Annotated in this window: 7 protein-coding genes; 2 read left to right on the forward strand and 5 right to left on the reverse strand. The window is 65.7% G+C overall.

The genetic code is table 11. From position 1 onward, the window contains the following. Positions 1-62: 62 nt before the first annotated feature. Both pfkB and ptsP read right to left on the reverse strand, forming a co-directional pair. On the reverse strand, positions 63-1,019 hold the full coding sequence (pfkB, locus tag ASF90_RS14890) for a 1-phosphofructokinase (protein WP_055851739.1): 957 nt from the start codon (positions 1,017-1,019) through the stop codon (positions 63-65). Next, positions 1,016-3,532, reverse strand: a complete 2,517-nt coding sequence (gene ptsP / locus ASF90_RS14895) for a phosphoenolpyruvate--protein phosphotransferase (RefSeq protein ID WP_055851743.1) — start codon at positions 3,530-3,532, stop codon at positions 1,016-1,018. Before ptsP ends, pfkB begins: the two co-directional genes overlap by 4 nt. Positions 3,533-3,693: 161 nt before the next feature. Here ptsP and ASF90_RS14900 point away from each other — a divergent pair, with 161 nt between their 5' ends. Next, entirely contained in the window at positions 3,694-4,692 is a 999-nt protein-coding gene (locus ASF90_RS14900; RefSeq protein WP_055851744.1) for a LacI family DNA-binding transcriptional regulator, read from the forward strand. Between the two features lie 814 nt (positions 4,693-5,506). Here ASF90_RS14900 and ASF90_RS14905 read toward each other — a convergent pair. The 3 genes from ASF90_RS14905 to ASF90_RS14915 are packed head-to-tail and all read right to left on the reverse strand — an operon-like array spanning position 5,507 to position 10,680. Next, positions 5,507-8,677 (reverse strand): multidrug efflux RND transporter permease subunit, encoded by a 3,171-nt coding sequence (locus ASF90_RS14905; RefSeq protein WP_055851747.1) that lies wholly within the window; start codon positions 8,675-8,677, stop codon positions 5,507-5,509. Positions 8,678-8,689: 12 nt separating this feature from the next. Continuing rightward, complete coding sequence (locus tag ASF90_RS14910; RefSeq protein ID WP_055851751.1) at positions 8,690-10,006, reverse strand: efflux RND transporter periplasmic adaptor subunit; 1,317 nt, start codon at positions 10,004-10,006, stop codon at positions 8,690-8,692. A gap of 14 nt (positions 10,007-10,020) precedes the next feature. Beyond that, a complete protein-coding gene (locus ASF90_RS14915) occupies positions 10,021-10,680 on the reverse strand; it encodes a TetR/AcrR family transcriptional regulator (protein WP_055851754.1) in 660 nt (219 codons plus the stop codon). A 277-nt stretch (positions 10,681-10,957) separates the two neighbouring features. Between ASF90_RS14915 and ASF90_RS14920 the strand changes: the two genes are divergently transcribed. Beyond that, positions 10,958-15,967: an NAD-glutamate dehydrogenase domain-containing protein gene (locus ASF90_RS14920; RefSeq protein ID WP_055851756.1), complete on the forward strand. Its 5,010-nt coding sequence runs from the start codon at positions 10,958-10,960 to the stop codon at positions 15,965-15,967. The last annotated feature ends 156 nt before the right edge of the window (positions 15,968-16,123 follow it).

The raw sequence follows: 16,123 nt of genomic DNA on the forward strand, positions 1-16,123 counted from the left end.
ACTGCGGTCGGAATAAGCCGCGGACACCTGCGTGCCGGTCGCCGTCTTGTGGAAGGCAGCGTTCACGACAGCGTCTCGATCACGACGTCGGCCGCAGCACGGCGCACGCCGTCGGCGCTGAGCCTGCGCGCGTCGCCGCTTTCCAGCCGACACATCGAAAACGCCGTGGCCAGCCGTGCGCACTGCTCCAGATCGGTGCTCGCATCCAGCAGCGCAGCGGCCAGGCCGGCCACCATCGCATCGCCTGCGCCAACGCTGCTGCCGTGCGCCAGGCGTGGCGGACGCGCGATCAGTCGCTGGTCGCGCTGCACGAACAACGCACCGTCGGTGCCCATCGAAATCACCACCAGCTGGATGCCGCGTGCCAGCAGTTCGTGCGCAGCGGCGCTGAGTGCGGCGCGATCGGTGAGCGGGCGGCCGGTCCAGGCTTCCAGTTCGTGGCGATTCGGCTTGACTGCGTAAGGCAGCGCATCGCGTGCTGCGCTCAGTGCGGCCACCAGCGGTGCGCCGCTGGTATCGAGCAGCACGCGGGCACCGGCGGCGCCGGCCTGCGCCTGCAGCTGCGCCCAGCTGTCGTCGGGCAGGCCGGCAGGCAGGCTGCCGGACAACACCACCGGCAGGCCGGGGCGCAGCAGCGGCGCGAGTTGATCGGCCACGCTTTGCAGATGCGCACTGGTCAGTTGCAGGCCCGGCAGATTGATGTCGGTGGTGTCGTTGCTGCGCGCTTCCACCAGTTTGAGATTGGTGCGGGTTTCGCCGGCCACGCGCTGGCAGTGGTCGACGATGCCGCGCTCGCGGAACAGCGCTTCGAACACGCCGGCATTGCCGCCGCCGAGCACGCCAAGTGCGGCCACATCGGTGCCCCAATCGGCCAGGCACGCAGCCACGTTGATGCCCTTGCCGCCGGCATCGTTGCGCACGCTGCTGGCACGATGCACTGCGCCGGGCTGCAGGCTGTCGAGCCGGATGGTCTGGTCGATCGCCGGATTCAGCGTGACAGTGAGGGCCTGCAAGCTCATGCCATGCCCTCGCGCTTGGCTTCCAAAGCGCGCACTTGCTCGGCGGTTTCGCAATTGAGCGCCTGCTCGGCCAACTGCTGCAATTGGCCGAGCGAAGATGCCCGCAGGCGCGCCTTTACCGCGGGGATGTCGTTAGGCGTCATCGACAGTTCCTGCACGCCCAGGCCGGCCAGCAGGCTGGCGCCGAACGCATCGCCGGCCAGGCCGCCGCACACGCCAACCCAGCGCTCGTACTTGCGCGCGCCTTCGATGGTGCTGCGGATCATGCGCAGCACCGCCGGATGCAGGCTGTCGGCTTCGGCGGCCAGTTCCGGGTTCTGGCGGTCGATCGCCAGCACGTACTGGGTGAGGTCGTTGGTGCCGATCGAGAAGAAATCCGCATGCCGCGCCAGCACGTCGGCCTGCGCGGCGGCGGCGGGCACTTCGATCATGATGCCGATCGGAACCTCTGGCGCATCCAGCTCGGCGCGGATGCGTGCGCAGATTTCGCGCAAGGCGATCAACTCCGGTACCGAGGTGATCATCGGGAACATGATCGACAGCCGCGCCCCGTCCTTGGCCGCGCGGTATAGCGCCCGCAGCTGCGGCTCCAGCAGGTCGGGGCGACGCAGCAGCAGGCGCGCGCCACGCACGCCCAGGAACGGGTTTTCTTCGTGCGGCAGTTCCAGATGCGCCACCTGCTTGTCGCCGCCGATGTCCAGCGCACGCACGATCAGCGGGCGGCCGTCCAAGGCCTGTGCCATGGCGCGATAAGTCGCGTACTGCTCGTCTTCGGTAGGCGTGCTGCCGCTTTCCAGGAACAGGAACTCGGTGCGCATCAGGCCGACGCCTTCGGCACCTTGGGTGAGTGCCATCGCCACCTGGTCGGGCAGGTTGACGTTGGCGCCGATGTCGATGTGGTGGCCGTCGGTGGTTTCGGCCGGCAAGGCGCGCTGTGCGGCTTCGCGCTCGCGGATGGCCTGTTGTTCGGCGATGTGGGTGCGTGCCGCGTCCAGATCCTGCGCGGACGGGTTGATGTACAGGCGCCCGCTGCTGCCGTCGATGATGGCGGTGGCGCCGTCTTCGATCTCCAGCAACTGGCCGCCGGCCGCGACCAGCGCCGGCAGGCCCAGGGTGCGCGACAGGATCGCGGTGTGCGAGGTCGGGCCGCCCTGTGCGGTGGCCAGGCCGAACACGCGTGCGGTGTCCAGGTTGGCGGTGTCCGACGGCGACAGGTCGCTGGCCAGCAGGATGCAGGGCTGGTCGGGTAGGTCGGTGAGGCCGGCGCCCGCTGCAGACGGGTCGAGCTGGGCCAGCACGCGGCGACCGACATCGCGCAGATCGGCCGCGCGGCCGGCCAGCACCGGGTTGCCCAGCGCGGCCAGGCCGGAGGCGATCTGTTCCACTGCCTGGTGCCAGGACCATGCCACGCCATGGCCTTCGACCATCAGCTGGCAGGTGCGGGTGATCAGGTCGGTATCGTTGAGCAGCTCGGCCTGGGCCTTGAAGATGGCCGCGTCCGAGGCGCCGAGACGGCGCTGGGTGTCGTCCTGGATCGCCGCCAGCTGCTGGCGGGTGCGGGTCAGCGCATCGTGCAGCTGTGCGCCGCCATCGCCCAGGCCGACCGGCTGATCGGCCACCTCGGTCTGCGCCGCACGCAGGCGGTACACGATGCCGATCGCCACGCCCGGGCTGGCGCCGATGCCGACGATGGCCGGCTGCGCCTGCGGCGGGGTCCAGCCGACCACCGGTGCGGCGCGGCGTTGCGCGGCACGTTCGGCATCGGCCTTCTCTTGTGCGGTCAGGCTGTCCATCACCGCGCGCAGGCGCTTGAGCAGCGCCGCCGCATCGGTGCCTTCGGCCGAGACGGTGATGCTGTCGCCGGCACGCAGGCCCAGCTGCAGCAGGCCGACCAGGCTCTTGGCATCGGCGGCCTGGTCGCCGGCACGCACCTGCGCACGCGCAGAGAAGCCGCGCGCGGTTTCGGCCCAGCGCGTGGCCGGGCGCGCGTGTAGGCCGCTGGGGTAAGCGATGGTCCACTCGAAGCGTTCGGCCAGATCGGTGGCCGGCGCGGCGCTGGTGTCGGGCGCGCGGTCGCCGGTGAGCGCGGCCACGATCACGCCGGGGTCGTCGGTGGTGAACAGCGCTTCCAGCTGCGCCGGGTCCTGGATCAACCGGGTCAGTCGGCGCAGCAGGGTGATATGGGTGTCGGACTGGGCGGCGATGCCCACCACCAGCCGGGTGATCTGGCCGGGGTTCCATTCCACGCCCTCGGGCAGCTGCAGCACCGCAATCCCGTCGCGGTGCACCAGGTGACGGTCTTCGCCCACCCCGTGCGGGATGGCCAGACCATGGCCCAGGAAGGTATTCGCCAGGCCTTCGCGGCGTCGCATGCTGGCGTCGTAACCGGGTGCCACGCAGCCGGCGGCGACCAGCAGTTGCGCAGCCTGGGCGATGGCATCGTCCTTGTCGCGGGCGTGGGCACGCAGGCGGATGAGCTCGGGAGTGACGGGGGCTGGCGACGGAGAAGACAAGGCGGGCTCCGATGGGGGGATCAGGCTGGGAAGTATAGTGGGAACGTTCCCACGATCCAGGTCAATGTGCAGTGCACAAAATCCTTGTAGTGCTTTCGGGTTAGCATCGAAACTGACATCGCGCCTGGGTCAGGTGCGCAAATGGAGCGGGAACGGTCCCAGTGAGTATCAGCATCAATGACGTGGCCCGGGTGGCCGGTGTGTCCAAGTCCACGGTCTCGCGCGCGCTGGGCACCGGCCCGGTGAGCGAGGAGGTGCGTGCCAAGGTTGAGGCGGCCGTCCGTCAGACCGGTTACCGCCCCAATCTGATGGCGCGGCGATTGCGATCCCAGCAGTCCGGCATCCTCGGCGTGATCGTGGCCGATATCCGCAACCCGTACTTCACGTCCCTCATCCGTGCGGTGGAAGAGGTCGCTTACCGTGCCGGTATGCGCGTCACCCTGTGCAATACCGATGAAGATCCCGAGCGCGAGGCGCTGTATCTGGAGCTGATGCAGGAAGAGCGCATCACCGGGCTGATCTTCGCCCCGACCCGGGTGACGGTGGGGCGCATGCACGAACTGGCCCTGGATTACCCCACGGTGCTGGTGGACCGTGCCGGCGCCGGCAGCCGCTACGACAGCGTGGTACTGGATAACGCCGCGGCGATGGGCGAGTTGGTCACGCATCTACAGGCGCAGGGATACCGACGCATCGGCGGGTTGTTCGGCAGCACCAGCACCACCGCGGCTGAGCGGCGCGACGGCTATCTGGCGGCGATGCGGATGCAAGGACTGATCCCGGACTACCGCGAAGTGGCGCCGACCGCCGAAGCGGCGATTGTCGAATTGGAACAATGGTTGGCGAGCGACAGCCGGCCCGAAGCCATCGTCACCAGTAATAGCCTGCTGCTGATGGGCGCATTGAAAGCCGCGCGCACCGCCGGCCTGCGGCTGCCGCAGGACCTGGCCCTGGCCGGCTTCGACAACGAGCGCTGGACCGACCTGGTCGAGCCGGGCATCACCGTGGTCGAACAGCCGGTCGAAGACATGGGCCGCGCCGCGATGTCGTTGCTGCTGGAACGCCTGAGCAACCCGCAGCTGCCGATCCGCCGCATGGTCATGACCGGGCGTTGCGTGGTGCGCGGTTCGACCGCTGCCCGCGCACCCGATCAGACGTAGCGAGCGATACACCACCGAGCGATACACCACCGTAGGAGCGCACCCGGGCGCGACTCAGCGTTACCGCCAGCCCTGATCGCGATCGATCAAGCCCCATCGCGCCCAGGTGCGCTCCTACAGTGCAGTGCCAGTGCGGATCGCAACAATGCCGTGAGGATCGCAACGCATGTGAGAGTAATGATCTGCACATGACGTGCGCTGGCGTTTCCGAGCATCGCCATCTCGTAGGAGCGCACCTGGGCGCGACGGGCGTTACCGGTAGAGCGTTCGCGCCCGGGTGCGCTCCTACAGTGCAATGCCAGTGCGGGTCGTAACAATGCCAGTGCGGATCGCAGTGCATGTGCGAGTAATGACCTGCGCGTGACGAGCGCTGGCGTTTCCGAGCATCGCCATCTCGTAGGAGCGCACCTGGGCGCGACGAGCGTTACCGATAGAGCGTTCGCGCCCAGGTACGCTCCTACAGTGCAGTGCCAGTGCGGATCGCAACAATGCCAGTGCGGATCGCACTGCATGTGGGAGTAACGACCTGCGCATGACGAGCGCTGCCGTTTCCGATCATCGCCATCTCGTAGGAGCGCACCTGGGCGCGACGGGCGTTACCGGTAGAGCGTTCGCGTCCGGGTGCGCTCCTGCAGTGCAGTGCCAGTGCAGATCGCAACAATGCCAGCGCCGGTCGCACTGCATGTGGGGGGTAACGACCTGCGCGGCAGGTTGCTAGTGCGGGTGCCTGCCGTGTGCTGCCCCATGCCGAGTACAGCACAACAAAAAAGCCCCGGCATTGCCGGGGCTTTTCGTCTTGCGATCAACCGATCGATCAACGATCCGGACGGTGCGTGCCGGAGTCGTTCTGTGCGACCAGATACTCCTTGGACTGCTCGTCCAGCTTGTCGCCCAGCATGCGGCGCACCACCACGAAGAACAGCGGGATGAAGATCACGCCAAGCACGGTGGCGAACACCATGCCGCCGATCACGCCGGTGCCGATGGAGTGACGCGAGTTGGCGCCGGCACCGGTGGAGATCGCCAGCGGCAACACACCCAGGATGAAGGCGAACGAGGTCATCAGGATCGGGCGGAAACGCAGGTGCGCCGCTTCCAGGGTCGCCTCGCGCAGGGTCTTGCCCGCCGCGCGCTGCTCCACCGCAAATTCCACGATCAGGATCGCGTTCTTTGCCGCCAGACCAATCACCGTGATCATGCCGATCTTGAAGTACAGATCGTTCGGCAGACCGCGCAACATCGAGAACACGATCGCACCCAGCACGCCGATCGGCACCACCATCAGCACCGCCACCGGAATCGACCAGCTCTCGTAGAGTGCGGCCAGGCACAGGAACACCACCACCACCGACAATGCCAGCAGCAGCGTCGCCGCGTTACCGGCAATGATTTCCTGATACGACATGCCGCTCCAGTCGAAACCGAAGCCCGGCGGCAGGTCGTTGTTGACGATCTCTTCCATCGCCGTCATCGCCTGACCGGAGCTACCGCCCGGGGCAGGGTTACCCACGATGTTCACCGCCGAATAGCCGTTGTAGCGATTCAGCGCCGGCGAGGCGTACGTCCATTCGGCCTTGACCACGTTGCTCAGCGGAATCATGCCGGGCTGGCCATCGGCACCCACCGCCGTCGTGCTCGGGCTGAAGAAGTTGCGCAGCGACTCGGGGCCGGTACGGAACTGATCGTCGGCACGGATGTTGACGCGCTTGATGCGGCCTTCGGAGAAATAGTCGTTGACGTACACCGGTGCCAGCATCAGCTGGATCGAGCTGTAGATGTCGCTGACTTCCAGGCCCATCGACTGCGCCTGCACGCGGTCCACATGCAACTGCAACTGCGGCGAATTTTCCAGGCCGTTCGGGCGCACGCCCACCATGGTGTCGGCCTTTTGCGCCGCCTTGCCCAGCACGATATTGCGCGCCTGGGTCAAGGCTTCCTGGCCTGCGCCGGAGCGGTCCTGCAGCCACATGTCGAAGCCGCCGAACTGGCCAAGGCCCTGCACGGTCGGCAGGTTGACCACGAAGATCTGCGCGCCCTTGATGCCGTAGAAGGCACCGTTGAGTTGCTGGATCAACTGCTCGGCAGTGACGTCACGCTCGTCCCACGGCTTGAGCCGGATGAAGCCCATGCCGACGTTTTCGCCCGAGCCCAGGAAGCTGAACCCGGCAATCTGCAGCATGCCTTCCACGGCCGGCTGCTTTTCCAGCACCGCACGCATTTGCGCAAACGCTTCGTTGGTGCGGATCTTGGTGGCGCCCGGCGGCAACTGCACGATGGCCACCGCAAAACCCTGGTCTTCTTCCGGCAGGAAGCTGCCCGGCATGCGGGTGAACAGGAAGCCGCACAGCACCACCAGCACCACGAACACGATCATCCACGGCGGCGAGCGCTTCAGCGTGTGACCCACCACGCCGACATAGCGATGCGCTAGCTTGTCGTAGTACTTGTCGAAGGTGCGGTAGACCCAGTTCTTCTTGTCCGAATGGGTGGGCTTGAGGAAGCTGGCGCACAAGGCCGGCGTAAAGGTCAGCGCCAGGAACGCGGAGAAACCCATCGACATGGCGATGGTCAGCGCGAACTGCTTGTAGATCGCGCCGGAGGCGCCGGGCTGCAGCGAGGAGGGGATGAACACCGCCGCCAGCACCACGGTGATGGCCACCACCGCGCCGGTGATCTGGGTCATCGCCTTCTGCGTGGCCGCCTTCGGCTCCAGATGCTCCTCGCTCATGATGCGTTCGACGTTCTCGATCACCACGATCGCATCGTCCACCACGATGCCGATCGCCAGCACCATCGCAAACAGGGTGAGCTGGTTGATGGTGAAGCCGATGGCGTACATGCCGAAGAAGGTGCCCAGCAGTGCCACCGGAATCACCAGGGTCGGGATGACCGTGGCGCGGAAGTTCTGCAGGAACAGCAGCATCACCAGGAACACCAGCACGATGGCTTCCACCAGCGTGTGCACCACTTCCTCGATGGAGATGCGCACGAAGGTGGTCGATTCGTACGGCGCAAACCAGGTCACGCCCTGCGGGAAGGTGGGCTGCAGTTCGTCGAGCTTGGCACCGACCGCCTCGGACACGTTCAGTGCGTTGGCGCCCGGCAGCAACTGGATGCCGAAGGCACCGGTGGGCTTGCCGTTGTACTGGGTATCGAAGCCGTAGTTGCTCGGCCCCACGGTGACCCGCGCGACATCCTTCAGGCGCACCGTTGCACCGTTGTTGTCGGTGCGCAGGATGATGTTCTCGAACTCTTCCGGCGAGCTGAAACGCCCTTCCGCCGACACCGTGGCAGTGAAGCTGATGCCTTGCGGCGTGGGGTCGGCACCGACCGAACCGGCCGCGAACTGCACGTTCTGGTTACGTACCGCGGTCAGCACCTGGGTGGCCGACAGGTTGTAGCCCTGCAGCTTCTCCGGGTTCAACCAGATGTTCATCGCGTACTCGGCGCCAAACTGGTTGGTGCTGCCAACGCCGGGAACGCGCGAAATCTGCTCAAGCACGCGCGAGCCGACGATGTCGTTGAGCGCATCGCGGTTGATCGACGGATTGTCCGACCGCAGCGCCGCCACCATCAGGAAGCCGGCGTTGGCCTTGGCCACCACCACACCCTGCTGGGTGACTTCGGACGGCAGGCGCGGCGTGGCCAACGACACCTTGTTCTGCACCTGCACCTGCGCGATATCCGCGTCGGTGCCGGTTTCGAAGGTCAGGGTGATGGTCACGCGGCCGTTGGAGGCCGACGAGGAGTTGAAGTACAGCAGGTGGTCGATACCGGTGAGCTGCTGCTCGATGACCTGCGTCACCGCTTTTTCGGCGGTATCGGCGCTGGCACCGGGGAAGTTGGCGGTGACGGTGACCTGCGGCGGGGCGATCGTGGGGTACGACTCGATACCCAGATTCAGGATCGAGATCACGCCCGCAAGCGAGATCAGGATCGCCACCACCCAGGCAAAGATCGGGTGTTCGATAAAAAACTTAGGCATGTCCGGGTTCCGTCACTGCTGCTTGGACTGGGAGTCGGCCGGTTGCGCGGCCGCATCCTGCTTGGGCTGTTCCTGCGCTGCCGGTGCCGCGGCATCGGCTGCGTTTGCAGCTGGTGCGGCCTTCGCATCGTCAGCCTGGCCTGCGGCCGGAGCCGCGCCAGGTGCACCGGGCTGCCCCGGCTGGCCACCGGCGGCCGGCTTGTTCGGATCCCACGGCACGCCCTTGGCCGGCTGACCTTCCTTGGCCTTCTGCACGCCATCGACAATGATCTGGTCGCCCGGGGTCACGCCGCCGGTCACGATCCACTGGCCTTTCTGCTGGCCGTCGACAGTGAGGTTCTTGCGCACCACCTTGCCGTCCTTGCCCAGCACCAATGCATAGGCGCCCATCGCATCGCGCTGCAGCGCCTGCTGCGGCAGCAGGTAGGCATTGTTGCGCTGCCCCAGGCTGGCCTTGAAGGTGACGAATGCGCCCGGCAGCAGCGCCAGTTCCGGGTTGGGCAGGGTCGCGCGCAGCGACACCGCACCGGTGCTCGGGTCCACCGTCACTGCCGACACGTCCAGCGTGCCGGGGTGCGGGTACAGGGTGCCGTTGCCCAGCTCCACGTTAATGGTGGACTTGCCGTCGCCGCTGAGCTGCACGTTGCCGCTGCTCTGCGCCTGGCGCAGTGCGGCGAGTTCTTCGCTGCTCATTGCAAAGTTCACGTACAGCGGGTCGATCTGGTCGACCGTGGTCAGCAGGGTGGCTTCACCCGAGCCGACCAGCGCGCCTTCGGTGACCCGCTGAATGCCGGCACGGCCGGTGATCGGCGAGGTGACGCTGGCGAAGCTGAGCTGGATGCGGGCGGACTCGACCAGGCCACGCGCCTGCTGCACGTTGGCCCCGGAGGAGCGCTCGGTGGCTTCGGCGTTGTCGATATCGGCGCGCGAGACGTATTGCTGCGGCGCCAGGCTACGCGCGCGCTTGGCGGCGACCTGGGCGTTGGCGTAGGTCGCCTGCGCGGCTGCCAGCTGGCCCTGCGCCTGCAACAACGTGGCACGCAGCGGCATCGGATCGATCTCGAACAGCGGCTGGCCTTCCTTGACGTCAGTGCCTTCGGTGTACAAGCGCTTGAGCAGCACGCCGTCCACGCGGGCGCGCACGTCGGCCGAGCGGAACGCCGATAGGCGACCCACCAGGTCGCGCTCCAGGGGCAGCGTCTGCGGCTTCATTTCCAGCACCGACACTTCCGGCGGCGGCGGCGCCTGCTGTTGTTCGGGCTTGCTGCATGCAGCGAGCGCCACGGTGATGGCCAAGGCCAGGCCGAAGGTGCGGAGCGGGGCAATCATCAGGAGGAACTCCGTTAGGGTCTTGAAGTGAGAAGAGCAAGCGGGGCCAGCGCAGGCGCGGCGTTGGCCGCGGCAAACGCCCGCAAAAAGGTATCGACGGCGAACTGCGCCCACTGCTGCCTGGCGGCAAGGCCGGCGCGATGGGGAACCTGAAACCGTTGGCGATCGAAATCCAGCCCGACGATCATGCTGAGCAGCAGCTCGGCCATGAAGTGCGGATCGTCATGGCGCAGCTGGCCGGCGGCCATCGCTTGCTCGAAGCGATGCGCCAGGCGTTGCTGCATACCGACGACGCCCTCCTGGAAGATCTGCTGGGATTGATCGGGGAACCGGTGCGACTCGGCTTCCACCAAACGACAGGTCTGTAACACATCCGGGCTGTTCAGACGGTCAAGATGGGCCAGCGCGAAGGCCAGCAGATCTTCGCGCAGATCGCCGGACACCGCGTCCAGCGGTACCGTGGCCAGGTGCACGTGGTCCTGCAGGACATCGCGCAGCAGATTCTCTTTACAACCGTAATAGCTGTAGAGCGTTTGCTTGGAACAGCCGGCGCGCTCGGCCACCGCGTCCATGCTCAGCCGCATGCCGCGCTCGGCAAGCAACGTATGCACGGCAGCATGGATGCGGCGATCGCAGTCCGAACGCCGGGCAGCACGGGGGGAACGAGGAGTCATGGCGGTAGACTATACCGTCCAGTTTAGTTTTTAAACAGCCTTGACGATCGCAGTTTGGTCTGCGCAACGCCTTGTGTGCCAAGCATTCGACCTGACTTTGCCGGATCTGGCGATCCGGCGACCCTCCGGCCGGCCAGGGGTGGAGAAACTACAGAGCCATACGGCTTTTGCGCCACTGCCGCGCCTGCTACGTGCCGCGCATTTGCGCTATGCAGCAAGGCGTTGTCACGGCGCATCGGTACAATTCAGGTTTTCCACCGAGCATCCCAGCTCTCTCATGACAGCCAAGAAAGCCGCTTCGAAATCGTCCACGACGTCGGTCAAACCGGTCGCCGAACGTGCCGTCCCCGTGCTTGCCACCGAACCGCAGGCGGTCACCCTAGAGCCGGTGTTTGCCGCGTTGCGCAAGCGCTACCCGGCGGCCCGACAGTCCGAGGTCCAGTTGTTCGCGGCCGATTTCTATCGGCGCATGGAAGAGGACGAGTTCCCGAACCATCCGCCCGAACAGTGGGCGGCGTTGGCGGCCGACATGCTGGAATTTGCGCGCGTGCGCAAAGCCGGCACGGTCAATGTGCGGGTGTTCAACCCGGCCCTGAAGAGCCACGGCTACGAGTCGCCGCACACGCTGCTGCAGATCGTCAACGACGACATGCCGTTCTTGGTGGACTCGGTCAGCATGACCTTGTCGGACCTGGGCATCGGCGTGCATGTGCTCGGCCACCCGGTGCTGCGCATCGCGCGCGACAAGGCCGGCAAGCTGACCGCGGTGGGCGAGGGCAAGAGCGAATCGTTGATGGTGCTGGAGATCGACCGCCAGCCTGCCGATGAGATGGCCAAGGTGGAAGCGGCGGTGCGCAAGGTGCTGGGCGAAGTGCGCGCCATCGTGCACGACTGGGCCTCGATGCGCGAAAAGATGGTGATGCTGGCCGACGATCTGGCCACCCGCCGCCTGCCGATCGACGACATCAGCCGCCACGAAGCGCAGGAGTTCTTGCGCTGGGCTGCTGCCGACCATTTCACCTTCTTCGGCTACCGCGAGTACCGCGTGGAGAAGCAGGACGGCCAGGAGGTGTTGGCACCGGTGGAGGAAACCGGCCTGGGCCTGATGCGCGGCCACGACACCTCGCCGGCGCGCCCGGTGACCACGCTGGCGGCGCATGGCTTGAATGCATCGTCCAAGCGCAAGGACGCGTTGATCCTGACCAAGACCAATGCACGTTCGCGCGTGCATCGCGTTGGCTACATGGATTACATCGGCATCCTGGAATTCGATGGCAAGGGCCGTATCGTCGGCGAGCAGCGCTTCCTGGGCCTGTTTACCTCCAGCGCCTACAACCGCCGTCCGTGGGAAATTCCGCTGGTGCGTCAGCGCCACGAATACGTGATGAGCAAGTCGGGGCTGACCCCGAGCAGCCATAGCGGCAAGGCGTTGCGGCATATTCTTGAGACGCTGCCGCGCGAAGAGTTGTTCCAGTCCAACGAAGAAGAGCTGTACCGCACTGCGATCGGCATCCTAGGCTTGCAGGAGCGCGTGCGTAGCCGCATGTTCCTGCGCCGCGACAAGTACAGCCGCTTCATTTCTGCACTGGTGTACATCCCGCGCGAGCGCTTCAACACCGATGTGCGGTTGCGTATCGAAGGGCTGTTGAAAGACGCGTTGCACGGCGAATACATCGATTCGTCGGTGGTGCTGGGCGAGTCGCCGCTGGCGCAGCTGCATCTGATCGTGCGGCCCAAAAGCGGCGAAGCGCTGGAGTTCAACACCACCGAACTCGAATCGCGGCTGGCGCATCTGCTGCGCAACTGGCGCGATGCCCTGCGCGAAGCGCTGGTGGCACGTCACGGCGAGGCCAATGGCCTGCGCATGGCGGCCAACTTCGGCCGCGCGCTGCCTGCCGGCTACATCGAAGAGTCGTCGATCGAATCGGCGGTTTCCGATGTCGAACATCTGGCAACCCTGGATGGCCCGGACGATCTGCATCTGAGCCTGCAGGAAATCCGTCGCGACGACGGGGTGCGGCTGGATGCCGGCGAAGGCCTGCGTTTGAAGTTGTACCGTCAGCTCGACGACATCCCGTTGTCGGATGCGATGCCGATGATGGAAAACATGGGCCTGCGCGTGATCTCCGAGCGGCCGTATCGGCTGCAGGTGGGCGAGACGCCGGTCTATATCCAGGATTTCGAAGTCGAATCGACCGCGGGCAAGATCGACGCCGCCCATGCCGATGCCGGTTTCGGCGAAGCCTTCGAGCGTATCTGGAATGGCGATGCCGAAAACGACGGCTTCAACCGGCTGATCCTGGCCGCCGGTCTGCACTGGCGCCAGGTCGCGTTGCTGCGTGGTTACTGCAAGTATCTGCTGCAGACCGCGGTGCCGTTCTCGCAGACCTATGTCGAAGCCACGTTCACCCGCTATCCGCTGCTGGCGCGCCTGTTGGTGGAACTGTTCGAAGCGCGCTTCGACCCGTCCACCGGCAGCGAAACCAAGGCGCAGATCTTTGCCGGCCAGGAACGTCTGCGCGAAGAACTCTCCGCGCTGGCAGGTGGTGATGAGGCCACGCTCAAGGCCCTGGAACCGGTGCTCGCGGCACGCGGCGGCGACCGCGCTGCGCAGCAGGAGGCTACCCGCGCCACCTTGCTCAAGCTGATGGACCGTGTGTCCAGCCTGGACGAAGACCGCATCCTGCGCAGCTTCATCGACGTGATCGATGCCACGCTGCGCACCAACTACTACCAGACCGACAAGCACGGCAAGTACGGCCATTGCATCAGCTTCAAACTGGATTCGGCGATCGTGCCGGATCTGCCCAAGCCGCGTCCGTATCGCGAAATCTTCGTCTACGGCCCGCGCGTGGAAGGCGTGCATCTGCGCTTTGGCGCAGTGGCGCGTGGCGGCCTGCGCTGGTCGGACCGTCGCGAGGATTTCCGCACCGAGGTGCTGGGTCTGGTCAAGGCGCAGATGGTCAAGAACACGGTCATCGTGCCGGTCGGCGCCAAGGGCGGTTTCTACGTCAAGCGCTCGCCGGTCGGTGGCGATCGTGACGCGATCCAGGCCGAAGGCATCGCCTGCTACAAACTGTTCATCCAGGGCCTGCTCGACATCACCGACAACATCGTCGGTGGCAAGATCGTGCCGCCGCCGCAGGTGGTGCGCCACGATCAGGACGACCCGTATCTGGTGGTCGCCGCCGACAAGGGCACGGCGACGTTCTCCGACATCGCCAATGGCCTGGCGCTGGATCACGGCTTCTGGCTGGGCGATGCGTTCGCCTCTGGTGGTTCGGTCGGTTACGACCACAAGGGCATGGGCATCACCGCGCGTGGCGCGTGGGAGTCGGTCAAGCGCCACTTCCGTGCGATGGGCCGCGATTGCCAGAGCCAGGACTTCAGCGTTGCCGGCATCGGCGACATGTCCGGCGACGTGTTCGGCAACGGCATGCTGCTCTCAACGCATATCCGCCTGCTGGCCGCGTTCGATCACCGGCATATCTTCCTCGACCCGTCGCCGGATGCGGCTGCCTCGTTCGCCGAACGCGAGCGCCTGTTCAAGCTGCCGCGTTCCAGCTGGGCCGATTACGACGCCAAGCTGATCAGTGCCGGCGGCGGTATTTATCCGCGCACGTTGAAGTCGATCGACATCAGCGCGCCGGTGCGCGAGGCGCTGGGGCTTGAGGCCAACGTCAAGCAGCTCTCGCCCAACGCGCTAATGAACGCCATCCTCAAGGCGCCGGTGGACCTGTTCTGGAACGGCGGTATCGGCACCTACGTCAAGGCCTCCAGCGAATCGCATGCCGATGTGGGCGATCGCGCCAACAACGGCTTGCGCGTCAATGGCGGCGAGCTGCGCTGCAAGGTGGTGGGCGAGGGCGGCAATCTGGGCCTGACCCAGCTGGGCCGCATCGAAGCGGCGCAGACCGGCGTGTTGCTCAACACCGACTTCATCGACAACTCGGCCGGCGTGGACACCTCCGATCACGAGGTGAACATCAAGATCTTGCTCAACGACATGGTGCAGGCCAAGAAGCTCACCTACGACGCACGCAACAAGCTGCTGGCGTCGATGACCGATGAAGTGGCCGACCTGGTGCTGTGGGATAACTATCGCCAGAATCAGGCGATCAGCTTGATGGAGCGCATGAGCGTCAAGCGCCTGGGCTCCAAGCAGCACTTCATCCGCACGCTGGAATTGCAGGGTCTGCTCGATCGCCAGATCGAATTCCTGCCATCCGATGCAGAACTGTCGGCACGCAAGGCGCGCGGTCAAGGCTTGTCGCGGCCGGAACTGTCGGTGCTGCTGTCGTACTCCAAGCTGGTGGCGTTCCAGCAGCTGCTGGAATCGGATATTCCGGAAGACCCGTATCTGTCCAAGGAATTGCAGCGCTACTTCCCGCAGCCGCTGCAGAAGAAGTACGCCGATGCGATGGAGCGCCATCGCCTCAAGCGCGAAATCATCGCCACTGCGGTCACCAACACCACCATCAACCGCATGGGCGCGACCTTCCTGATGCGCATGCAGGAAGACACCGGCCGCAGCATCGGTGAGGTCGCCAAGGCCTATACCATCAGCCGCGAAACATTGGATGCGCGCGCGCTGTGGACGCAGATCGACGCGCTGGACGGCAAGGTGCCCGAGTCGGTGCAGATCGATGCACTGGAAGTGATCTGGCGCCTGCAGCGCTCGTTCGTGCGTTGGCTGTTGCTGCGTCCGGGCCAGATGCCGGGCATCACCGCAGCGGTGGAGCGTTACCACGGCCCGTTCAACGATATCCGTGTGGCCTCGGGCGTGTTGTCCGACACCCAGCGACCGCTGTACGAAGCCAGCGTGCAGGAATGGCAGGACAAGGGCCTGCCGCCGGCACTGGCACAGCAGCTGTCCGAGTTGCGCTATCTGGAACCGGCGTTCGACATCATCGAAACTGCGCGCACCCGCAAGCTCAAGCCGGTGGAAGTGTCCAAGGTGCATTTCCGTCTGGGCGATGCGTTGCGGCTGCCGTGGTTGTTCGAGCAGATCGACGCGCTGGAGGTCAACGGCCGCTGGCATGCGGTGGCACGTGGCGTGCTGCGCGACGAACTGGCCGCGCATCAGCGTGCGCTGGTGGGTCAGGTGCTGACCATGCCCGGCAGCAGTGCCGAGGACAAGGTGGCCAACTGGATGGCACGTGATGATTCCAGCCTGCGCTTCACCCTGGCGATGTTGAGCGATGTGGCCGAACAGAAGACGCTGGACTACCCGACCGTGTCGGTGGCCGTGCAGCGGCTTGGCCAGTTGGCGGCGCACGGGCTGTAACTAGCGTGCGCGGCATGACGGCAGAGCGATTGCTCCGCCGTCACGCTGCCTGTCATCAGTGGATGAGCTGGTGTTGCCAATGAATAACGCAGAAGGCCGCCCCAGGGCGGCCTTCTGCGTTATTGGATGCGTGCTGGTGACGTAGTGAAGCTGTGC

It is taken from the genome of Xanthomonas sp. Leaf148 (assembly GCF_001423585.1).
In the GTDB taxonomy this organism is placed as follows: domain Bacteria; phylum Pseudomonadota; class Gammaproteobacteria; order Xanthomonadales; family Xanthomonadaceae; genus Xanthomonas.

Coding starts and splice junctions, on each gene's coding strand:
- pfkB (WP_055851739.1), bottom strand. CDS start 1,019: ATGAGCTTGCAGGCCCTCACTGTCACGCTGAATCCGGCGATCGACCAG.
- ASF90_RS14905 (WP_055851747.1), bottom strand. CDS start 8,677: ATGCCTAAGTTTTTTATCGAACACCCGATCTTTGCCTGGGTGGTGGCG.
- ASF90_RS14910 (WP_055851751.1), bottom strand. CDS start 10,006: ATGATTGCCCCGCTCCGCACCTTCGGCCTGGCCTTGGCCATCACCGTG.
- ASF90_RS14915 (WP_055851754.1), bottom strand. CDS start 10,680: ATGACTCCTCGTTCCCCCCGTGCTGCCCGGCGTTCGGACTGCGATCGC.
- ASF90_RS14920 (WP_055851756.1), top strand. CDS start 10,958: ATGACAGCCAAGAAAGCCGCTTCGAAATCGTCCACGACGTCGGTCAAA.